At 39.4% G+C, this 22649-nt stretch carries 25 protein-coding genes; 15 read left to right on the top strand and 10 right to left on the bottom strand.

The features are described 5' to 3' along the window. Nucleotides 1-17 precede the first annotated feature (17 nt). From ACZ5QH_RS00580 to ACZ5QH_RS00570, 3 genes are read right to left on the bottom strand one after another with little or no spacing between them, the layout of a single operon-like run. The gene (locus ACZ5QH_RS00580; protein WP_155768672.1) at nt 18-194 is read right to left on the bottom strand and encodes a hypothetical protein; all 177 of its coding nucleotides are present in this window, start codon (nt 192-194) and stop codon (nt 18-20) included. Then, a complete protein-coding gene (locus ACZ5QH_RS00575; protein ID WP_004818329.1) occupies nt 191-781 on the bottom strand; it encodes a hypothetical protein in 591 nt (196 codons plus the stop codon). The genes ACZ5QH_RS00580 and ACZ5QH_RS00575 overlap by 4 nt, the downstream gene beginning before the upstream one ends. Before the next feature lie 4 nt (nt 782-785). Continuing rightward, entirely contained in the window at nt 786-968 is a 183-nt protein-coding gene (locus ACZ5QH_RS00570) for a hypothetical protein (RefSeq protein WP_004818327.1), read from the bottom strand. Nucleotides 969-1299: 331 nt separating this feature from the next. On the opposite strand from ACZ5QH_RS00570, the gene ACZ5QH_RS00565 reads away from it, so the two are divergent. Continuing rightward, nucleotides 1300-2454, top strand: coding sequence for a methionine aminotransferase (locus ACZ5QH_RS00565; RefSeq protein ID WP_303576973.1), 1155 nt, complete (start codon nt 1300-1302; stop codon nt 2452-2454). Between the two features lie 127 nt (nt 2455-2581). Beyond that, nucleotides 2582-3949, top strand: a complete 1368-nt coding sequence (locus tag ACZ5QH_RS00560; protein ID WP_004718718.1) for an MATE family efflux transporter — start codon at nt 2582-2584, stop codon at nt 3947-3949. A gap of 96 nt (nt 3950-4045) precedes the next feature. Here the strand turns inward: ACZ5QH_RS00560 and ACZ5QH_RS00555 are convergent, their stop codons facing one another. Then, on the bottom strand, nt 4046-4891 hold the full coding sequence (locus ACZ5QH_RS00555) for an SDR family NAD(P)-dependent oxidoreductase (protein WP_464016767.1): 846 nt from the start codon (nt 4889-4891) through the stop codon (nt 4046-4048). A gap of 212 nt (nt 4892-5103) precedes the next feature. Between ACZ5QH_RS00555 and ACZ5QH_RS00550 the strand changes: the two genes are divergently transcribed. The 5 genes from ACZ5QH_RS00550 (at nt 5104) to ACZ5QH_RS00530 (ending at nt 9429) form a co-directional block, all read left to right on the top strand. Next, the gene (locus tag ACZ5QH_RS00550) at nt 5104-5778 is read left to right on the top strand and encodes a TetR/AcrR family transcriptional regulator (RefSeq protein WP_303576974.1); all 675 of its coding nucleotides are present in this window, start codon (nt 5104-5106) and stop codon (nt 5776-5778) included. Between the two features lie 273 nt (nt 5779-6051). Beyond that, nucleotides 6052-6762: a phosphate regulon transcriptional regulator PhoB gene (gene phoB, locus ACZ5QH_RS00545; protein WP_004718724.1), complete on the top strand. Its 711-nt coding sequence runs from the start codon at nt 6052-6054 to the stop codon at nt 6760-6762. 25 nt (nt 6763-6787) lie between these two features. Then, nucleotides 6788-8146, top strand: a complete 1359-nt coding sequence (gene phoR, locus ACZ5QH_RS00540; RefSeq protein ID WP_004718725.1) for a phosphate regulon sensor histidine kinase PhoR — start codon at nt 6788-6790, stop codon at nt 8144-8146. A gap of 24 nt (nt 8147-8170) precedes the next feature. Continuing rightward, nucleotides 8171-8605, top strand: a complete 435-nt coding sequence (locus ACZ5QH_RS00535; protein WP_303576975.1) for a hypothetical protein — start codon at nt 8171-8173, stop codon at nt 8603-8605. Between the two features lie 425 nt (nt 8606-9030). Continuing rightward, nucleotides 9031-9429 carry a hypothetical protein gene (locus tag ACZ5QH_RS00530; RefSeq protein WP_303576976.1) on the top strand — a complete coding sequence of 133 codons (399 nt, stop codon included), beginning with the start codon at nt 9031-9033 and terminating at the stop codon, nt 9427-9429. A 112-nt stretch (nt 9430-9541) separates the two neighbouring features. On the opposite strand, the gene asd is transcribed toward ACZ5QH_RS00530, so the two are convergent. The 3 genes from asd to pncB all read right to left on the bottom strand — a co-directional run bounded on the left by asd (nt 9542) and on the right by pncB (nt 12557). Beyond that, nucleotides 9542-10393, bottom strand: coding sequence for an archaetidylserine decarboxylase (gene asd / locus ACZ5QH_RS00525; RefSeq protein WP_034611154.1), 852 nt, complete (start codon nt 10391-10393; stop codon nt 9542-9544). After that, entirely contained in the window at nt 10390-11238 is an 849-nt protein-coding gene (locus ACZ5QH_RS00520; RefSeq protein WP_262084791.1) for a sulfurtransferase, read from the bottom strand. The genes asd and ACZ5QH_RS00520 overlap by 4 nt, the downstream gene beginning before the upstream one ends. A 92-nt stretch (nt 11239-11330) precedes the next feature. After that, the gene (gene pncB, locus ACZ5QH_RS00515) at nt 11331-12557 is read right to left on the bottom strand and encodes a nicotinate phosphoribosyltransferase (RefSeq protein ID WP_303576977.1); all 1227 of its coding nucleotides are present in this window, start codon (nt 12555-12557) and stop codon (nt 11331-11333) included. A 279-nt stretch (nt 12558-12836) separates the two neighbouring features. Between pncB and dtd the strand changes: the two genes are divergently transcribed. Further along, nucleotides 12837-13277, top strand: coding sequence for a D-aminoacyl-tRNA deacylase (gene dtd, locus ACZ5QH_RS00510; protein WP_004818319.1), 441 nt, complete (start codon nt 12837-12839; stop codon nt 13275-13277). 94 nt (nt 13278-13371) lie between these two features. On the opposite strand, the gene ACZ5QH_RS00505 is transcribed toward dtd, so the two are convergent. From ACZ5QH_RS00505 to serB, 3 genes are all read right to left on the bottom strand, one after another. Then, a complete protein-coding gene (locus ACZ5QH_RS00505; protein ID WP_004718739.1) occupies nt 13372-13851 on the bottom strand; it encodes an SCP2 sterol-binding domain-containing protein in 480 nt (159 codons plus the stop codon). A 216-nt stretch (nt 13852-14067) separates the two neighbouring features. Next, entirely contained in the window at nt 14068-14382 is a 315-nt protein-coding gene (gene aciT / locus ACZ5QH_RS00500) for a ciprofloxacin tolerance protein AciT (RefSeq protein WP_004818318.1), read from the bottom strand. A 430-nt stretch (nt 14383-14812) separates the two neighbouring features. Next, a complete protein-coding gene (gene serB / locus ACZ5QH_RS00495) occupies nt 14813-16033 on the bottom strand; it encodes a phosphoserine phosphatase SerB (RefSeq protein WP_303576978.1) in 1221 nt (406 codons plus the stop codon). A gap of 77 nt (nt 16034-16110) precedes the next feature. On the opposite strand from serB, the gene ACZ5QH_RS00490 reads away from it, so the two are divergent. The 7 genes from ACZ5QH_RS00490 (at nt 16111) to glmU (ending at nt 22645) form a co-directional block, all read left to right on the top strand. Further along, nucleotides 16111-17397 carry a hypothetical protein gene (locus ACZ5QH_RS00490; RefSeq protein ID WP_096732514.1) on the top strand — a complete coding sequence of 429 codons (1287 nt, stop codon included), beginning with the start codon at nt 16111-16113 and terminating at the stop codon, nt 17395-17397. 291 nt (nt 17398-17688) lie between these two features. Then, complete coding sequence (gene ribBA / locus ACZ5QH_RS00485; protein WP_004818315.1) at nt 17689-18810, top strand: bifunctional 3,4-dihydroxy-2-butanone-4-phosphate synthase/GTP cyclohydrolase II; 1122 nt, start codon at nt 17689-17691, stop codon at nt 18808-18810. Between the two features lie 97 nt (nt 18811-18907). Beyond that, nucleotides 18908-19378: a 6,7-dimethyl-8-ribityllumazine synthase gene (ribH, locus tag ACZ5QH_RS00480; protein ID WP_004718750.1), complete on the top strand. Its 471-nt coding sequence runs from the start codon at nt 18908-18910 to the stop codon at nt 19376-19378. Nucleotides 19379-19381: 3 nt separating this feature from the next. Continuing rightward, nucleotides 19382-19831, top strand: a complete 450-nt coding sequence (nusB, locus tag ACZ5QH_RS00475; RefSeq protein ID WP_004718751.1) for a transcription antitermination factor NusB — start codon at nt 19382-19384, stop codon at nt 19829-19831. An 11-nt stretch (nt 19832-19842) separates the two neighbouring features. Further along, nucleotides 19843-20760, top strand: a complete 918-nt coding sequence (thiL, locus tag ACZ5QH_RS00470; protein ID WP_004818314.1) for a thiamine-phosphate kinase — start codon at nt 19843-19845, stop codon at nt 20758-20760. Between the two features lie 22 nt (nt 20761-20782). Beyond that, entirely contained in the window at nt 20783-21259 is a 477-nt protein-coding gene (locus ACZ5QH_RS00465; RefSeq protein WP_016539097.1) for a phosphatidylglycerophosphatase A family protein, read from the top strand. Between the two features lie 21 nt (nt 21260-21280). Then, a complete protein-coding gene (gene glmU, locus ACZ5QH_RS00460; RefSeq protein ID WP_303576979.1) occupies nt 21281-22645 on the top strand; it encodes a bifunctional UDP-N-acetylglucosamine diphosphorylase/glucosamine-1-phosphate N-acetyltransferase GlmU in 1365 nt (454 codons plus the stop codon). The last annotated feature ends 4 nt before the right edge of the window (nt 22646-22649 follow it).

Genomic DNA, 22649 nt, shown 5'->3' with positions numbered 1-22649 from the left:
TTTATGTAATTAAAATCTCAAGCCTCGAATTTTTTCATGCTATGCACTTCTATTAATTTCTTCTTTTCATTCATAGATATATTTTTTAATTTTAAAATATCTTTATTTAATAGCTTATCTGTTTCTAACAACTCTTCAAATGCCATAGATTCTAGGGTCGCAATTGTATCAGGCTCTAATTGAGTTTGTTTCAAATATCTTGCTTAGGAAGAAAAATTCCACGAATACATTGGGGGTTGATAATCGAAATTTGTATATGACTATGTTGTTTAAACCCAGCATTAGGATAAAGATCTTTTCCTTCCCAAAATGCAGCTCTTACAGAATCAAATGGTTCATCTTCTTTTTCAGCCATTTGAATTGCATATAAAATCACAGCACAATCCAGCTCTCTTTTTTTAAAGTCTATATCAGTAGGTGTCCAAGCAGTATTTTTAGGTATTTCTTTACCTTCGGCTTTTAACTCTTCCACCATAAATGTATATGCGTCACTCACATAATCTAGCCAGTATTGATCAAGAAGATCTAGACAGTGTCCTAGATCTATAGTGGCACCGATAGCAAAAGGCTTCTTTACACTAGTATCTTTTCTTTTACTTTGTTGTTCTGCCCACATTTGAGCACGTGCGAGACTATTCTCCCAAAAATAAATGCCATGACCTAACCAATCATAGTCATTTTCACTAGGCAGTAATTCATCATCCCCAAGAATTATTCGCTTACCTACTGATTCATCTAAGCCGTGAAAACCTAGAACTAAATTAGAACGACGACTATACATTTAATTATTTAGTTCTAACCTGATCACTGTTACTAGATGATTTAGCGAAGAATTGGTCATTAAAGTTACCGTTTGCATCAAGAATTTTTGCATCTTTTAAAAATGTCAATCTAGCTTGATGATCGCTCTTACGGGCTTCAAAAGAACGACGAGCCTTTTCTCTTAAGCTTAGGACTTGATTTTGCATAATATTCTCCTATTGTCCTAGTCATTATAACAAAAATCGATCTATTCCTAGATTAAAAATTATATGGCTATATTTTGTTTACATAAAGTATCTTATATATGTGAGGCCAAAACGTATCCTCAATTATCAATATAATACGAGCTATAAAGCCAAAATCCCAACCCAACTCCCTTAAATATATTATGTAACTAAAAGTTACATCCACCTAAAATCTAACTTACCTATTCTAAATCCCATAGTACCCTCTAACCAATAGATTTCTTAATCCTATTCAGCTCCTTAAAATGACCTGCTAAACTGCCGCTAATACATTTATAAAATCAGTCTGGTCATGATCGAAATCCACTCCAAACTCCCTGCTCAAGGCGTCACCATTTTTAGCATCATGACCGCTATGGCACATCGTCTTAACGCCCTTAACTTGTCACAAGGTTTTCCAGACTTTGACGCGCCACCTGCATTACTACAAGCACTCAGCCAAGCTACATTGGACGGTTTTAACCAATACGCAGCGGGCGATGGTTTATTAGCGCTAAGAGAACAACTGGCGCAACTGTTTTTAAAACGTGATCAATTACAACTTGATCCAGTCACAGAAATCACCATCACTCCTGGGGCAACGATCGGGATTTTTAGTGTAATACAAGCCATCATCCATCAAGACGATGAAGTGATTATTTTTGATCCAAGCTATGACAGCTATGCACCGAGCGTGCAATTGGTCGGTGGTAAAGCCATTCATATCCCACTCAATGCGCCTGAGTTTTCTGTAGATTGGAATCAAGTCAAATCTGCGATTACAGATAAAACCCGTATGGTGATTGTAAATACCCCACACAATCCAACTGGGGCGATTTGGTCTAAACAAGATTGGCTAAATTTAATTGAACTGATTCAAGATAAAAATATTGTTGTGCTTTCAGACGAAGTCTATGAGCATCTGATTTATGACGGCGAAAAACATTATTCAGCATTATCATTTCCAGAACTTAGAGATCGTAGTTTTGTAGTCGGTTCTTTTGGTAAGACCTTTCATGTGACAGGTTGGAAAACAGGTTATTGCATTGCGACACCAGAGCTTATGAAAGTATTTCGTCAAATTTATCAATTTGCCAACTTCTGTGGGGTAACCCCCGTACAAATGGCACTTGCCAATTTTATGCAACAGCATCCTGAACATATTGATGGCTTATCAAGCTTTTATCAGCAAAAGCGTGACCTATTTATTTCAGGTATTGCGGATTCAAAATTCAGTTTAATTCCTTCTCAAGGCACATTCTTTCAAAATGTTGACTACAGCCAAATTCGCCCAGATTTAAATGATGTAGAGATGTGTAAATTCTTAGCGGAAGGACATAAAATTGTGGCGATTCCAGTTTCTGTTTTTTATAAGCAAGCCCCTCAAAACTTACGTTTAGTGCGTTTTTGTTTTGCCAAAAAGGAGCAAACTTTGATTCAGGCCTGTGAAATTTTAAATCAAATTTAATCCCAACCCATACAGATCATCTCTGTAAAATTAAAGCCTGAGTTACTGAAATACTCAGGCTTTTTACTCAGCGTTTGTTATATTATCAATAAGATAAAGACACTCGAAATAGACAGTAGAATAAAAGATGCCAGCTCGTCCCGATATGCTTCACCAACCCAAATTCTGGAAGGTTTTTTTAATCTTCCTTGGCCCACTGATTCTAACCAATATTCTGCAAAATCTGTCTGGAACAATTAATACCATTTTTGTTGGGCAGATGCTCGGTGTAGAAGCGATTGCCGCAATTTCGGTATTTTTTCCGATTCTATTTTTATTGCTGGCTTTTGTGATTGGTCTATCTACAGGTGCAACTGTGCTGGTTGGGCAAGCGTGGGGTGCCAAAGATATCGAAAAAGTGCGTACCATTGTTGGCGCATTGTTATTTATGACCCTCATTGGTGGATCAATCATTGCCTTTTTAGGGGTGTTTTTTGCCAAAGAAATTCTATTGCTTTTGGGTATAGATCCCAAAATCATGCATCTTGCACTGCCCTATGTTCAATGGATGTTAATGAGTAGCCCTTTTCTATTCATCTATATTACCTACACCTCTATTTTACGTGGCGTGGGTGATAGTACGACACCCTTAATGGCATCAAGTCTGACGATCATTGTGGGTGTGATTGTAACCCCAGCCTTGATTGGCGGTTACTTTGGTCTACCTAAGCTTGGCATTATTGCTCCAGCGATTGCCAGTGGCTTAGGCTTTATTTCGACCTTAGCTTTTCTCTATATCTATTTGAATAAAAAAGATCATGCTTTAAGACCAGATTCAGCCTTAATCCAACATATCCGCTATCACCCACAATTTAGTCGCAGTATTTTGCGCTTGGGTGTGCCGACAGGTATTCAAATGGTGACCAACTCGGTCGCAGGTCTGGTGGTGATTGGGTTGGTCAACCAACATGGTGCACATGCAACAGCAGCATATGGTGCAGTCAACCAAGTGCTCAACTATATCCAATTCCCTGCTTTGTCGATTGCGATTGCAGGTTCCATCTTTGCCGCTCAAGCGATTGGCGCTGGGAAGTCTGAGCTGTTGGCAAAAGTGACGCGAACGGCGCTGCTCAGTAATATTGTGATTACAGGTTCATTGGTACTCTTGGCCTATATTTGTTCAAAATATTTGATGGCGTTGTTTATTACAGATCCATCAGTGATTGAATTGGGTCAGCAATTACTATTTATTGTGCTGTGGTCGATTATATTTTTTGGTGCAAGTGCAATTTTTGCCTCAATCATGCGGGCCAGCGGAACTGTGACTGTTCCTATGATTTTTAATATTTTATCCATCCTGCTCATTGAAGTTCCATGTGCTTATTTATTTAGTCAGTGGTTTGGTTTACAAGGCATTTGGTATGCGCTTGCACTGACGTTTTTCAGTCTATGCCTTATGCAAGGTTTGTATTATCAATTTGTTTGGAAAAAGAAAACCATTGAGATCTTAATTTAAATGAATAGATATTGAGTTCTAATTCAACAGATTAATTTCACAATACCTAAAATGAAAAAACCGTCAGCTTGACGGTTTTTTCATTTTATAAATCAATTATTTTGGTTCTAGCTTTTTACTAAACTTGGTCGCAAAACCTGTAATTTTTTGATATCCAGTCGGTAAAATACGCTGAATTAAATCCAAAGTTTTTGCATCATTTCCAATAAGCAAACGACGTTTGTCTTTTAGGACAGCATCCAACATTTGTTGAGTAGCATCTTCTGGTGGCATACGTAATAGTTTATTGAATGCTTTTGCTGATTTGTCAGGGTTCATTCCCAAAGAACGTAAACTGTCATTCATACGCGCATCATTTGCAATATTGGTACGAATGCCGCCTGGGTGAACACATAGCGCTGATACACCACACTTTTCGATATCTAATTCTTGACGTAATGATTCAGTAAAACCACGTACCGCAAATTTAGATGCATTATATGCAGACTGGGTCGGTTGTGCGGTTAAACCAAACAAACTCGAAATGTTGATGATATGCCCATCACCTGTTTTTTTGATATAAGGCAAAAATTCTTTTGTTCCGTATACAACCCCCCAGAAATTGATATCCATGATCCATTCTAGTTCGTCATAAGATGCACCTTCCACGGTAGAACCTAAAGCCACACCAGCATTGTTAAAAATCATGTTTACAGAACCATGATTTTGCACCGTATCCGCAGCCCAAGCTCGCATTTCTTCAACTTTGGCAACGTTCACTTTCTTTGAGGTCACACGAACATTATACGGTTTAACCAGTTCAACGGTTTCAGCTAAACCTTTTTCATTCACATCACTAATGGATAAATGACAACCTGCTTTTGCCAATAAAATAGCAAGTTGTTGTCCCATACCAGAGCCAGCACCAGTAATTGCAGCGACTTTGTTTTTAAAATTTTTCATTGTCTATCCTTTTTTAAACCCGCACAAAGCATTCAGAGTGATGTGCAGCTCACTTGCTCAATATAATTTTGACAATCATTATTGTCAATATTATATTATGATTTAGCCGATGTTTTTTTATACAAAAATTCTAGAATAGGTTTCAATGGCTTTTATTGCTAAAATAAGCGCTTCTTTGTGACAATCAAATATGACACGAGTAATTTTTTACAATGAATGAGCCACTTTCCACTGAAAAGAAAACTATAAATAAAGCTGCCAAAGAGCGTCAATTTAAAGGCATGTCCTTATCTGAGCGGAAACTTGCACGTCGAGAAAAGTTGATCGAAGCAGGGATTGAAGCTTATGGTACGTATGGCTTTTTTTCTGTCACCGTCAAAGATATTTGTAATGAAGCCAAGCTGACTGAACGTTATTTTTATGAGTCCTTCAAAAAAAGTGAAGAGCTGTTCCAAGTCATCTTTCTACAACTGATTGAACAATTACAACAAACCGTGATGCAAGGGGTCATGCAAGCAGCACCTGATCCTAAAAATATGATTCGTGGTGGCTTAACTGCAATCTTTACCATGTTAAAAAATGATCCACGTGTGGCGCGTATTATTTATATCGATGCCATGCTGGTTCAAGAACTGCATAATCATGCCACGATCCATGAAACGATGGGCCGTTTTGACCGATTAATTCACTCCTTTGTCACCCTGATGATGCCGCATATTGAACGCAGTGAACAAGAAATTTCCTTGGTTGCCACAGGTTTAAATGGCTATGTGACTCAAATTGCGGTGCGCTGGGTCATGGGTGGATTCAAACAATCGCTTGAAGAAATTGTCTCAGCATGTGAAATTGTATTTATATCGCTGATTGATTCATTTTCATCTAAATAAGCTTTTTAGCCTGAACAATCCTGTCATAAAATCGTCATAAAACTATCAAATAGCGTATTTTTATGTTCAGTTGAAATAAATTTCTTTTCTCAAAATGGAACATTTATTTAAAAATGTCATGGATTATTCATCATATCGACGATTATTTGTCACATTTTTTTGCAAAAATTCGTCAACATCTTCTTTTTGCAATGATACTGTCATAATTAATCTTTGTAATAAGCCTGTCATAAATAAAAGACGGTACACCGTTCATACATAGGATATTGCGTTGTGAAAGATGACTATATATTAATCGTCGATGACGAACTTCCGATTCGAGAAATGATTCATACCTCATTGGATATGGCAGGTTTTCAATGCCTGCAAGCTGAAGATGCAAAACAAGCCCATCAAATGATTGTTGACCAACGACCATCTTTGATTTTACTCGATTGGATGATGCCTGGCGGTGTGAGCGGTGTAGACTTATGTCGTCGCTTAAAACGTGATGAAAACTTGGCAGAAATTCCAGTCATCATGTTGACAGCACGTGGCGAAGAAGACCATAAAGTTCAAGGTCTTGATGCTGGTGCAGACGACTATATGACCAAACCATTCTCTACCCGTGAATTGGTTTCGCGTATCAAAGCTGTCCTTCGTCGTGCCAATGCACTCAGTGGCGAAAAAACCATTGATGCCAATGGATTAATACTTGATCCAGTGAGCCAACGTGTTAGTTTTAGCGATAATATTTTAGAAATGGGTCCAACAGAATACCGCCTATTGGCATTCTTTATGACACATCCTGAACGCGCTTATACACGTGCCCAGTTACTTGATCAGGTCTGGGGTGGTAACGTGTATATTGAAGACCGTACCATAGACGTACACATCCGCCGCTTACGTAAAGTGCTTGAACCTTATGGTGCTGATCGCTACGTACAAACTGTACGTGGAACGGGTTATCGCTTCTCTACCCGTGCAGATGTTGCTTTAGGTTAAGCATTCTCAAGGTAAATAAATTTCTATGTATGAACCCTACCCCGTCCCAGATCTTGCACGAGAACATAAAAAATTCCGTTACAGTAGCTTGTGGGAATTTGCAAAACAAGATTTACGCCTACTTGGTTTTTTACTCATCATTGGCGGATTTATTGGTTTAGGGATAGGGTATTTTTGGATTTGTATTTCCATCGGTTTTGCTGTTTTTTTTCTATTTCAATTACGCTCTTTATACTTGGTGAATGAGTGGATTTCGAATCGTCCTTACGATTCTCCGCCCAATCTAGAAGGTATTTGGGGGGCACTGCTTTTTAATGTTTATCGTGCACAACGCCAAGAACGGGTTGTTCAAGCTGAAATGGTCGGATTGATTGACCGTGCGCAATCCTCACTGATAGCTTTAGCTGAAGCTGTGGTTTTAACGGATGAATTACATCAAATTGAATGGTGGAATCCTGCTGCGGAAAGACTGTTGGGCATTCAACCGCTAGATCGTGGCCGTAATATCTTGACCATTATCCGTCAGCCGAGCTTTATTGAATATTTTAATAATATCGACCAATCTCCAGATGGCATTAAAATAAAATCTTCGGTTTATGAAGAGCATTATGTACAGATTAAACTGACACGCTTCGGCAGTGAAAGTCGTTTGCTCGTTGCTTACGATGTCACACGTGTACATAATCTGGAACAGATGCGCAAAGACTTTGTCGACAATATTTCACATGAACTTCGTACCCCATTGACTGTACTCAGTGGCTATATCGAAACCTTTACCGACCAAGAAGATTTAAATCCGCGCTGGAAACGTGCCTTTGAACAGATGCAATCGCAAACACGTCGAATGAATGCGTTGGTCAATGACTTACTCTTGCTTTCACGTTTGGAAGGCAATAAACAAGTCGCAAAAAATCAAATCATCGATATGCCGAATTTGATGAATCAGCTTTTTGATGATGCACAAGCCTACAATGTCGATTATGGCCATACTTTAAATTTAGATATCGACAGTCATTGTGACTTAATTGGTTCTGATGCAGAGCTTGCCAGTGCGTTTAGTAATTTAATCACCAATGCGATTAAATACACCCCTAAAGGTGGCACAGTTACAATCGGTTGGCATGATGACAGTGAACATGGTTATTTCACTGTTGAAGATACCGGGATCGGGATTGACCCAAAACATATTCCACGTTTAACCGAACGCTTTTATCGCGTAGACAGTGCACGAAGCCGTCAAACGGGTGGAACTGGGTTAGGGCTTGCCATTGTGAAGCATGTTTTAATGCAACATAATGCGTATTTAGAAATTGATTCTAAAGAAAATCGGGGGTCTATTTTTAGAGTGGTTTTCCCCAAAGAGCGCCTTGATTTTGCAGGTTAATATTTGATTTTTTGATTAATTCGAATGAAACTATTTCTAGATTGTGAATTTAATGGCTTTGGTGGTGAATTAATTTCACTGGCATTGGTTGACGAGAATAATCAACATTTTTATGAAGTTTTAGAATGCGCTGACCCAATTACTTGGGTTAAAGACCATGTCATGCCTCGTTTAAATCAAAAACCGATTTCATTAGCGCAATTTCAAAGTCACTTACAGATTTATTTATCTCAATATACAAGTCTTGAAATTGTGGCAGATTGGCCAGAAGACTTTGCCTTGTTTACCCGTAGTCTGGTACTTTCTGCAGGAAAATGTATCCGAACACCTCCGCTGACCATGCAGTTATGGATGCAGGATCCAATCGAAACCCATGTTGCCTCTGAAAACCCACACAATGCCTTAGCAGATGCACAAGCTTTAAAGCTGTCTTATTTCAATGCATCGAAATTAATCTAAAATCTATTCCAGATTTAGCCGCACATTTTTATCGGGTTGCTATTACATAGAAAGAACCACCAAATAGCTCACACTGCTTGTGTATTTACCATTGGAAAGATGCTTTGCCTCGACAAAAGTATATTTGGAAATTAATACTAAAAAATCGATGTCCAACTTTTAAAATCGTTTTCCTCAAAAAGCACTTATGCCATAACGAAAATTTATTCTTAGACGTTTGCTGTATGTCTTCATAATAAAATTCGAGATCAAGTTGAATAAATGACTTTAGATTATAAAAATAAATATCATCCATATTAATGTTGACCAAGTCACACCAGTTAAATATATTGAGAAATATATCTGATTTTAAGCATTATTTTATCATCGGCTATTTTTATAAAAAACTATTCATAAATATCAACACACCAAAAATGGACATTACAATGAATAAATATAAATTTTCTATTGCAGCTGTTTTAGGATTATTACTAAGTGGCTGTGACACGACCATGGCAAAACTCTCTTACAACAATCTAACAGGGAAAACTGCAAATGAGATGATGAATACCACTCGTGAAGGAAAATACGGACCAGTATGGGGAAAGCCTTATACGACTGGCGTTGACAAGGATGGAGGTCAATTATTTTTTTATTGGATACGTTCCGATATGGGAGTAACAACCGAACAATGTGGACAAGGCATGGATCAAGGTGTTGTGATCCAATATATGTGTAGCTATTCCAATGTCTGGTGGAAGGAATGGAAGATTAAATTTGGACAAGACGGACGAGTCTCTGAATGGAAAGTGGTTTCTTTTAAGGCTGAAAAGAACCGTTTATAACAGGCTTACATCAAATCTTATTCGGCTTTGTGAGATTGACTCTGTTACTCAAAGTGATACAGAGTTAATCTCAATCAACCATTTGAAAAATATAAAAATCCATTGATCTCTATTATATTTGATGCCCTAAAGCTTCACCCATCACCACAATAGAATTGGCTTTAAACTGTTCATCCCAAGTGATTTTATTCTGTTCAAACAATACAACTGCGGTTGAACCTAAATAAAAACGTCCAAGTTCAGCACCCTTTTCTAAGGCTAAATCATGCTGGTTTAACTCTAAACGCCCTGTTGGTTTTACTTTGCCAGTCGCCACAGTTTCAATTCCTGCCACGATCATTGCACCCACCAGAACAACCGCCATACGTCCCAATTCGGTATCAAACAAACAGACCATACGCTCATTACGCGCAAATAAACCTGGAATATTCTCTGCTGTCGTTTGGTTTACAGAAAATAACTCACCTGGGATATACAAGGTTTCGGTCAATGTTCCTGCAAATGGCATATGGACACGGTGATAATCACGTGGTGACAAATAAACCGTGGCAAATTCACCATTGATAAATGGTGCAGCCAATTGTGGATCGCCAATCAATTTGTCTACAGAAAAACTTTGGCCTTTGGCTTGAAATACATCACCATCTTTAATTTTACCCAACTGAGAAATTGCACCATCTGCTGGAGAGACAATACTGGTCTGATCTGTGTCAATTTCTCGGACACCTTCTTTTAAAGCACGGGTAAAAAATTCATTGAATGATTTATATTTTAAAGCATCACTTTGCTCAGCAATAGAAAGGTCTATCCCGTACTGTGCTTTAAATGCTTGAATCGCTAAATTTTTAACAATTGGATTTTCACTGGCTGCAACTTTACCAACAACACGGCTGAGTTGCTGTTGCGGAATGACTTTTTGTGCTTGGATAAAAATTTGTTTTTTTAACGTTGATGTAAGACTCACGCAGGTGATTCTCCAGTAATAATTGGACTATCGAGGCGATTGCCCCACTCGCTCCACGCACCATCATAGGCTTGAATATTCCAATCCAATAACCGACCCAAGATATAAGCCAGACCAGAACGATGATGTGACTGACAATACACCACCACAGGCTGGTCAAATTGAAAGCCTAATTGTTCTAGACGTTGTTGCGTGCGTTCTAGAGGATGCAATTTTAAATGATTTTGACGATTAATTGCAGTACTCCATTCAAAATGTTGTGCACTTGGAATGTGACCGCCGCGTCGCGCTGCTAAACGCTGTCCCGTATATTCTTCTGAAGTTCGACAATCCCAAACTTGAATCGCTTGCTGTTCAACCTTTTGCAACAGTTTGGCATATTCAATTCGGTGTTGATCAAGATGTTGTAAATTGACGGTAACTAAGGGTTCAACTTTGCTAAAACTTTCTGCTTCAGCCGAAGTCGGATAGCCTGCTGCCAACCATGCATGAATTCCGCCATTGAGGAGGCTAGTATTATAAAAACCAAGGCAATGTAAATTCCAAATCAAACGCCCAGCCCAAGCACCACCTTCATCATCGTAGACCACAACATGATGTTCGGGAGAGATGTTTAAATACTCAATCAGCGCTTTTAAACCGTCCTCATCGGGCAATAACCCTGAAGCTTGTTCTTCCTGTCGAACCAACAGTCGTGGTTTAACATGTAAGGCATGTGGAATATGTAATTGATCATACACAGAGCTACGACTTAGATCGACAATACGAATTTTGTCATGCCCTAAAAATGGCACAAGTTGTTCTGCTTCTATGAGTAATTCGAAGTTAAAGGCTGATGTAGTCATACGTTTTTCTATTTTAAGACCTTGAGCACAAATGATCTTAGCACAGTGTTTTTTACCAATATGCTGATTTTTCACATTCTTTTAGCAAAAATTCAGATATCAATTTTCACTACTTCGACAACTTCAGGTATTTCAAAGACCTGTCGTAAGTAAGCCAAGAAAGTATCGTTATCCGTCATGGTTTTTCCGGGGCTATCTGAAATTTTTGCCACAGATTGACCATTACACTCCACCAGTTTTAACACAATATTGAGTGGCGTTTGCCCCATATCATTGGTCAAATTGGTACCAATACCAAAACTGACTTGAAAACGATCTTTAAAGTATTGATATAACGCCCACGCACGCTCAATGTCTAATCCATCACTAAAGGTCAACATCTTGGTTTTGGTATCAATTTTCAGTTTTCGGTAGTGTTGATAAGCTTTATCGCCCCATTCAAATGGGTCACCACTGTCATGACGTAAGCCATCGAATAACTTGGCAAAATACAAATCAAAATCTTGTAAGAATGCATCCATACCGACCACATCGGTCAAGGCAATGCCCAGATCACCACGATACTCTTGTACCCAGGTTTCTAAAGCAGCTTTTTGAAAATCTCTTAAACGGACATCCAACGCTTGGAATGCTTGTAAAAACTCATGCGCCATGGTTCCAATGGGATGAATATTTAATTCTTTTGCCAAGAGGACATTACTGGTACCTCTAAACACATTGGGTACAGCTGCATGGAAAGTCTGAATCACATGTCTTTGCCAATCTAGACTATAACGACGACGAGTACCAAAATCTGAGACTAAAAATGGGGGAGCTTGAGTGCCTTGTTGTTGTTCAAATTTCTTTAATAATTCAACTTTGGCTTGTAGACGACGTTCACCTTCAATATAAATGTCATCATTACGAATCCGGCTAAAATAGAGTTCATTGACAATCGCCAGAACAAAAATTTCAAACATCATCGCCTGAACCATTGGGCCTTCAACCCAAATGTCTAAACGACCTTGTTCATCAATACCCGCTTTAATAAAACGGCGTTTGAGTTGGAATAATTCTAAATAGTCGACAAAATCACTTTTGATAAAACGCATACTGCGTAAATATTGCAATTCATCTTCTTGGAATTTGAGTAAGCAGAGATGATCAAGCTGCTCGTTCAAATCATCCAGAATATCCGTCAGGGGATAAACCGTAGCATCTAGATTACGACAGCGAAAGTGATACACACTGTGCGTTTGAGGAAATTTATGTAGCACCACTTGTAACATGGTAAATTTATATAAATCTGTATCGAGCAAGGATTGGATGATTGGCGCCATATCTATTTTAATTTCGCTATGCTGTTTTTATTAAAGCATATTTTTCGCTTAGATAACGTAATCATTTATAAGTGATGAACTATATTTTCAGTTAAGCTCAACAGAAATCTCAGCAGAATTATTTTTTCAATTTATCTACTCATATGATAATTTTATAAATTCTATTTTTATTCAAAAGCTTATCAACAGCTTCAACTTTTCAGCAATGGCTTACTCGCATCAACTTACTGGGTTTTCCCTGTTAGAATAGCGCTATCGTATTTTAGTCTTATTGTTTATATGCGCGCATTATTACAAAGAGTGTTAGAAGCCAAAGTTGTTGTTGATGGTGAAACCACGGGAGAAATTCAAAAAGGAATTTTGGTTTTTCTAGGTTTAGCGAAGGAAGACAATTTTGAAAAAGGTCAAAAATTAATTGATAAGATTTTGAAATATCGTTTTTTTGATGATGAACAAGGCAAAATGGGCTGGAACGTCAGCCAAGCCAATGGCGGGATTTTATTGGTTTCTCAATTCACCTTAATGGCACAAACGCAAAAAGGCTTGCGTCCAGACTTTGGGCCAGCCATGCCGCCCGCTGAAGCTCAGGCACTGTATCAACAACTGGTTGATTATGCTCGATCACAATTTAAAAATGTTGAGACAGGTATTTTCGCAGCGGATATGAAAGTGCATTTGGTCAATGATGGGCCTGTGACCTTTAACTTAGAAGTTGAATAATTAAAAGCTGAATAATCAAAAGCTTGAGCTTAATGCCAATGTTTAAATCTTAAAAAGCCCGATCAGATCGGGCTTTTTAAGATTTTCGATTCGCTTAGCGTCCAATCTTCTCTTTTAAGAATTGGCGTGCCAATTTAATTTTGTCTTTTACTGGTTTTGGAACTTTTGGTGGAATCAGTTTAGCCACTTGGTTAAACCAGACCAACAAACTGAAATCGCCTTCCATTTTGATGCTGCCGTTTTGCATACCCGTCATAAAAGCCGTTGGATCGCCTTTTACCAAAGTTTTTACACCTTGCTCACTGTCAGCAAACTGTAAAACAAAATCAGCTTTTTGTTCAGCACCTGAAACTGTATCAATTTGACCATTGTTCACAATAATTTGGCGTGCCACGCCCAAGTCGGTACCAATCTGAATACGGAACTGACGGTCATGGGTCAATTCAATAAATTTTGGACTGGTACGAGCCAATTGTTTCATACGAAGTGCTAAACCCAATACAAGCAAATCCAGTGGATCTGTACTTGCATCAACGATTGGTAACTTCACAACTGGAATTGCAGAAAGTTTCATGACATTTAAGCCTGTTGTTTTTTAAATTAGATTCGAATTTGCTCATCCTAGCATAACTTGTCATTGCGTAGACATGGCTTTCAGAGCAAAGTATAAACTGAAAAAAAGGTATACCATTATGATATACCTTGGAATGTCTAAATTGATTTTTTTCGTGTAATTAAAGTCACTATTGTTATCTTAGCGTTCATATTGACTGAAGTTTTCACTCAAAACTTATTCATCTTCATAGACTGGGGTATGTTCAATATATTGGCGATTTGCCAATGCTTTTTGTGCACGACTGTCTTCACGCAATAAGAGTGCAATCAATGCTGACATCGCCAACATAATCGCGGTTAAATAGCTATATGCGACCGAAATATCAAAGATGTTCTGTACACTATAACGCATTGCTTCCAAGGTGCCCCAGAAGATCATGCCTGCAAACATAAACCCTAACCAATGACGATAAGGGGAAAAGAAAACGGTAGCCAACGCTGCAGCAATTAGACCGAATCCAATCAATGTTGCAAATGTTGTTGATACCATAACAACCTCCGTCAAAATGATGCCTTATAAAAAAACCGTTTAAATAGGTGTTTCACAACAATTTCAAGCTTTATAATTTTTCTTAAATCACCTTATAGAAGCTTATGCTTTGCATTATGTATAGTTTTTAAGAGAAGGAAAGCGCTGTTTTCTGCTTAAACGACACACTTTGTCGCAACATTCATTTGTCATTACATTTTTTAAGAATCCTGTTTTTCTCACAATCTAATTACCATCAATCATGCAGTGTCATTACAAAAAAATACACACAGCTTTTAATCCCTGAAAAACTTTTTTTAAGTTCTAAAACGAATATTTTTATCAAGCTGTTTTATTGAGCGCGAATGGCAGCAAAGTGATTCATTTTCAAATAAAAAATAGCGACTTAAAGTCGCTATTTGTCATGATTCTGCAATATAACCCATGTCATTTAAGCACGGGACAAATCTTTATCATGCACGCCTAAAAGATAAAGCACACCATCTAGACCTACACTTGAAATGGCTTGATTGGCATTTTGACGAACCACAGGTTTCGCACGGAATGCGACTCCGAGCCCTGCAATTGAAAGCATCGGTAAATCGTTTGCACCATCTCCAACCGCAATCGCTTGCTCAGGTGAAATCCCCATTTTCCCAGCCAACTCAGTCAATAGATACGCCTTGCGCGCTCCATCAACGATATGGCCTTTAACCTCACCTGTCACAACACCATTTTCAACATCGAGGATATTGGCATGCACTTCATCAATGCCCAATTTTTCTTGTAGATATTCAGCAAAGTACTGAAAACCACCAGATAAAATCGCAGTTTTATAACCCAATGATTTCAGTGTCGAGATTAACCGCTCGGCACCTTCCGTCACGGTTAGTCGTTCAGCAATTTGAGGCAATACTGTGGCATCAAGGTCTTTAAGTAAAGCAACGCGAGCACGGAAACTTTGTTGAAAATCTAACTCCCCTTGCATTGCACGTTCAGTGATTTCAGCGACTTTATCGCCCACCCCTGCTTCTTTAGCAAGTTCGTCAATCACTTCTTGCTCAATCAAAGTTGAGTCCATGTCGAAGCAGACTAAGCGACGATTACGGCGATAGGCATTGTCTTCCTGCACCGCAACATCAATATTTAATTCAGCAGAAAGCCGTAAACATGCGGCACGCATCGCCTGTGCATCCAGCATTTGCCCACTCAAACCGAATTGAACACATGAACGTTTCAGCCCATCTTGGTGTCCATTACGTTCGGGGCGACCCGACAAGCGTGTCACTGTTTCAATGTTAAAACCTTGACTTGAAACAATATTGGTTACCGCTTGTAGATGTTCGGCTGTGAGCTCTGGTGCTAAAGCGGTCACGATATAACGTGTGCGCCCACCTTCACTCACCCATTGGTCATATTCTGCGCCTGAAATCGGCTTAAAACGAACAGTTAAACCAATATCATGTGCTAAAATAAGGATGTCTTTCATGGCTAAAGCTGTTGCAGTTTGATCGTTTGACGACACTACAATACCTAAAGTCAATTGATTATGGATGACCGCCTGTCCTACATCTAATATTTGCAAAGAATGTACGGACAACACTTGCATTAATCGAGTAAACTGATTGGGTTGGTCAGGTCCTAAAAATGAAATAAGAATGATTTCTCGCATGAATTGACTCGGGTCTGAGCTACAACAATTGGAAGAATCATAATCGAAATCGAATTTTTTTGCTTTGGAAGTTTACGTTGAATGCGCCAAGACAAGGGCTATTTGCTAGCCTACTTATTGTAAGTTTTGCATTTCATACCTTTTTATTGGTAGTTGCAACAACACATCAGTTGAATGAAAACCGTGCCAGCCAAGGCCAACTCATGACCAGCCAATTGGTCACGGACAGCCTATCTGAACTCGAACCCGCAAATACTGTGTCATTGGCACTGTTGGCAAATCGCTATGCGACCAATCCAAGCGTGGCTTCGATTCGAATACTGGATGCTAAAAAACAAGTGCTGGCAACCAGTGGTATGGCAAAAACTCGTCAAGGTGAAGTTTTTGTTCGTGATGCATTACAGAACGAGAAAAAAGTCGGCACAATTGAAATTACCTTGATCAAGCCAAGTATTGGTGAAATTTTACGGACCCAATGGCTGGCTATTTTAGTGTCCTTATTAATTCATACCTTTTTATGGTTGGCCTACCGTGCCATCGCTCGCCCAACGCGCAGTGAATTTTTGGCTCGCATCAACAATGAAGCCCGCTTAAAACACGAAATTCAACAACTGACTGAAGCACTTGAAGCGGAGAAAGCCAACCGCACGATTGCGATTGCGCAAGCTCAACAACAAGCGCAAGCCAAAGCAAAACCTGAACCCAAAACGCCTGTAACCACAACACTGGAAAATGACCAAGAGATTTTGGCGCTGAATATTCAGTACTATGATCCAAAGCAACTGATGAATACGGTCAACCAGTCGGTTTCACTGCCTTATTTTAATTTATGTCAGATTTTTCTGAATAAAAGTATTGAACTTTGCGCACAGCATTTCAAATTGAATGCAAAAGATTTCACCATTCATCAAGAATTTAATCAGAATGGTGCAATCCTGAGTATTGATGCTGAAAAACCCAATGCAGCACAATCTATATTAATGGTTGGTTCGGTATTTCAATTATTGTCAGAAGTTCTGTATAAACGTTACCGTGAAGATAAGCGCTTTGTGTTACAGACACGTTGTGCGGTTACCACCTCAGTAGAAGCGATGCAACTTGATGCATCTCAAGCGGCTGAACGCTTGGTGAATCATTTAATTGCCAAAGAAATGGCATTGTATTTAAGCAATGATCAACTCAAGCATATTGGTGATTGTTATCAATTGGTTGCCTTACCAAATCCAACCAATGTGTTGACCCGTCACTCATTTATGATCAATGGTATGAATAATGACTGTGCTGAACTTGCACAAAATATTCGTACTGAGATTTTAAAAGGTAAGAAAAATACACCGAATTCTGAAGCAATCTCAGAGAATTAAATATTTACCATCTATCAAGCCCTCCTCTTTTTTAAAGTGCGAGGGTTTTTCTTTTATTACGCTCAATTTCCGATAAGTTAATCTTATTTTTTTCGAAATGAGTGTCTGATCTTTATACTAAATCACGATAAATCAATTTTCTTCTCTTTTCATTGCCCTACAAGCTTGTGTATAACTATCTATCTCAAAGGAAGATGATAAGCATAGGCAAAATACGTAAAAACACGTTAGACTATGCTCCGAATGTACTCAATGAAAATGTCATACGACAGAACAAAAAGGTGAAGGTTGATGCCGCTCAATACTGTTGAAGAGCTTGTAGCAGATATCCGTGCAGGTAAAATGGTTATCCTGATGGATGACGAAGATCGTGAAAATGAAGGCGATTTAGTCATTGCTGCAACACACGTACGCCCTGAAGACATCAACTTTATGATCACCCATGCTCGTGGTCTTGTATGCCTAACACTGAGTCGTGACCGTTGTAAGCAACTCGATCTACCATTAATGGTCGACCATAATGGCGCACAACACAGTACAAACTTCACGCTTTCTATTGAAGCGGCAAATGGTATTACCACTGGTATTTCTGCCGCAGAACGTGCCCATACCATTCAAACTGCAGTTGCTGCTCATGCCAAACCTGCTGATATTGTACAACCTGGACATATCTTCCCATTGATGGCACAACCAGGTGGTGTATTACACCGTGCTGGGCATACAGAAGCTGGCTGTGACTTATCTCGTTTAGCGGGTTTAGAGCCGGCATCGGTGATTTGTGAAATTATCAATGAAGATGGCACGATGGCACGTCGTCCAGATCTTGAAGTATTTGCTGAGAAACATGGCTTAAAAATTGGTACAATTGCTGATCTGATTCATTATCGTATGACCAATGAACAAACCGTAGAACGTTTGGATCAACAAAGTATAGATACTGAATACGGTACCTTTGATTTATACCGTTACCGTGAAATTGGTAATCCAGACATTCATTTGGCTTTGGTCAAAGGTGAACCAAAACAAGGGGTGACGACTGTCCGTGTACATGGTTTCAATCCTGTACGTGATTTATTGAAACTCAATAAAAAAGATGGTGAGCCTGCTTGGAACCTTGATAAAGCACTCAAAACGATTGCCGACAGTGATCGAGGGGTTTTGGTCTGGATTGGTCAACGTCATCTATCTGACTTAGGCCCTGCTTTGGCAGAACTTGGTAAGCCAAAACCAACAAAATCAAATGCTGCACTTTCACAGCAATACCAAACGATTGGTGTCGGTGCACAAATTTTACGTGATCTTGGTGTTGAAAAGATGAAACTTCTTAGCTCACCATTACGTTTCAATGCATTATCAGGCTTTAATTTAGAAGTGGTGGAATACATCACTGCTGACCAAAAAACTGGTCAATAATTTTTAATCAGACTGCATTTATTGCTCAATTAGGTTTTTAGTCGGGAAATAAAAGCAGTCGGTACAACCACTTATCTGTTAAATTATCGAGGTTGCCATGGCGATTCGCCGAATTGAAGGTTTATTACATCTCGCGAGCGAAGACCGTTACGCGATTTTAGTTGGTCGTTTTAACAGCTTTGTTGTTGAACATTTATTAGAAGGTGCAATTGATACATTGCATCGTCATGGTGTAAGCGACGATAATATCACTGTCGTTCATGCACCGGGCGCATGGGAACTTCCAGTTGTGGCTAAAAAACTAGCAGCTTCTGGTAAATTCGATGCAGTGATTGCACTTGGCGCAGTGATTCGTGGTAGTACGCCACATTTCGACTTCGTTGCAGGTGAATGTGCCAAAGGTTTAGGTGTAGTTGGTTTAGATACTGGCCTACCTGTAATCAATGGTGTATTGACTACGGATAGTATTGAACAGGCGATTGAACGCTCTGGTACAAAAGCAGGTAATAAAGGTGGTGAAGCTGCCCTTACTGCTATTGAAATGGTTAACCTGTTAAAGGCAATTTAAAGCATGTCGCAAACACTCCAAGCTACTTATGCAGCAAAACGTAAAGCACGTCGCTTTGCTGTACAAGGGATTTATGAATGGCAAATGAGCCACAACCCAGTGCATGAAATTGAAGCACGTACCCGTGTTGAAAACGCAATGCATAAAGTGGATCTCGGCTATTATCATGAGTTGCTCACAGCCGTGATCGCAAACCATGAAGCATTGGATGCTTTACTTGTTCCTGTTCTGGATCGTGAACTGAGTGCATTAGACGGTGTAGAACTTGCTACATTACGTTTAGGTGCATACGAACTCAAAGACCATCTTGAAGTCCCTTATCGAGTTGTACTCGATGAAGCCATTGAGCTGGCAAAACACTTTGGTGGTGCTGACAGTCATAAATACATCAATGGTGTATTAGATCGTTTAGCAACAAGCCTGCGTGAAGCAGAAAAGCAACAAAGCAAATAAGTTGTTTTTACATGGCTGAGTTTTCAATTATTGAGACCTATTTCAATCGTCAGCAGCAAACTGATGTTGATTTAGGCGTCGGTGACGACTCAGCTCTGCTCTCCCCACCTTTAAATCATCAATTGGTGATTTGCACAGATACCCTTGTCGCTGGTCGACATTTTCCCTTAGAAACTTCTCCACATGCCATTGGCTGGAAATCTGTTGCTGTCAATCTTTCAGATATTGCTGCAATGGGTGCGAAACCCCACAGTATTTTACTCGCATTGAGCCTATCCCAAATTGATCATGACTGGCTAAAACAATTTAGTCAGGGTTTATATGATTGTTGCGATCAATTTGGCGTACGTTTAATTGGTGGTGATACCACGCAAAGTCCACATCTCACCATTACCGTCACCGCACTGGGCTGGATTGAAACAGGCAAAGCCATTACCCGTTCTGGCGCACAAGTCGATGATTTAATTGTAGTCAGTGGCTCGATTGGTGATGCCGCTTTTGGGCTAAAACATTTAGGACATCCCCTACAACAACGTCTAGATTACCCAACACCGCGCTGCGAATTAGGCGCCATGTTAAAAGACTTGGCGTCCAGTATGATTGATGTTTCAGATGGGCTTGCTCAAGATCTCGGGCATATCTTAGACGCCTCTGGTGTCGGTGCAAAAATAAATTTAAATCAACTCCCGATTCAGCCAGCTTTAAGGCAACTCAGCGACAATGAGCAATGGAAATATGCTTTAGCGGGCGGAGATGATTATGAGTTATGCTTTACAATAACTATGCAAAATTATGCTAAACTTTTGCAATTAAAACCAAATGTAACCACTACAATCATCGGCCAAGTTACACAAAAATCTGGGATTGTATTTGAGAAAGATGGCTTAGACCATCCACTTCAACTTCAAGGGTACCAACACTTTGCATAAACCTCCGATTGTCTTTAAAAGTATGACATGGGCTGAACGCTTTATTGTGTTCTGCGGTGTGGGCTTTGGTTCAGGCTTAGCGCCTAAAGCACCAGGTACATTTGGCTCAGCGTTTGCGCTTTTGTTTATTCCGATTTGGCTTGCAATTGGTTTTTATGGCTCCATATTGGCCATCATAATCATGTCATTGGTCGGTATTTGGATTTGTGGGAAAACCGCAGAGATTATCCATGTACATGATGATGGGCGTATTGTTTGGGATGAATTTGCTGGGCAATCAATCACGTTCCTGCCTTTGATTTATTTAGGGCAAATGAATTGGATTTGGGCACTGGTTGGATTTGCACTGTTCCGTTTATTTGATGTCTGGAAACCATGGCCTATTCGTGTCATTGACCAAAAAGTTGATGGTGGCTTTGGGATCATGCTTGACGATATTATTGCAGGCCTCTGGGCAGCAATATGTATCGTGATTTATTTATATTTTAAAATGGCTTAAGCCAGATCTGTTAGGTGTGATATGTCTACAACTGTGATCATTCTTGCTGCAGGTAAAGGAACACGTATGCGTTCTAGTTTACCCAAGGTACTCCAACCGTTAGCAGGACGCCCACTACTCGGTCATGTGATTGAAACAGCAAAACAATTACAAGCAAAAAATATCATTACAATCTTTGGTCACGGTGGTGATCTGGTTCAAAATGCATTTGCACATGAAAATATTCAATGGGTAGAGCAAACAGAACAACTTGGTACGGGTCATGCAGTTAAAGTGACTTTACCTGTTTTACCCCAAGACGGCATTTCTTTGATCCTTTCTGGTGATGTGCCTTGTGTACAACAAAGTACCCTACAACGTTTGCTTGATGTATCCAGTCAAACAGGCATCGGTTTAGTCACATTAACGCTTGAAGATTCTACAGGCTACGGTCGTATCGTACGTAAGGATGGAAAAATCCAAGCGATTGTTGAACATAAAGATGCTTCTGATGAACAACGTCAAATTAAAGAAATCAACACAGGTATTTACTGTGTCAGCAATGCCAAATTACATGAATGGTTACCGAAACTCAGCAATGACAATGCTCAAGGCGAGTACTACCTGACCGATATCGTGGCAATGGCTTTAGCGGATGGTATGGAAATCGCATCCATTCAACCAGAATTGGCTTTTGAGGTTGAAGGCGTAAATGATCGTATTCAACTTGCAGCTTTAGAACGAGAATTCCAAAACTATCAAGCTAAATTACTGATGCAACAAGGCGTGCATTTGATTGACCCTTCACGTTTTGATTTACGAGGTCAACTCACCGTGGGTACTGATGTTCGTATTGATATTAATGTGATTATTGAAGGTCAATGTACTTTCGGAAATGGCGTTGAAATTGGTGCAGGATGTATTATTAAAAACACCCAAATTGCGGCAGGAACCAAAGTTCAACCGTATAGTGTTTTTGAAGATGCGGTAATTGGTGCAGATGTACACATTGGTCCTTTTGCACGACTACGTCCAGGTGCAAAATTGGCAGATGAAGTTCATATCGGTAACTTTGTTGAAGTGAAAAACTCTTCTGTTGGTCTCGGTTCAAAAGCCAATCATTTCACCTATTTAGGCGATGCAGAAATTGGTGCGGGTTCAAATATCGGTGCAGGTACAATTACCTGTAATTATGATGGTGCCAATAAACACAAAACCATCATTGGTGATAATGCCTTTATTGGAACCAACAACTCACTGGTTGCACCGATTAAAATTGGTCATGGCGCAACCACAGGTGCGGGTTCAGTGATTACCCATGATGTAGCAGACAACAGTCTTGCATTTGAACGTGCAAAACAAATTTCGAAAGAAAATTATCAACGTCCCCAAAAGGTCAAGAAATAAGAGG

This window comes from Acinetobacter sp. Ac8 (genome assembly GCF_055392545.1).
The sequence above is the reverse complement of the archived record's forward strand: the minus strand, read 5'-3'. Positions and strand labels throughout refer to the sequence as shown.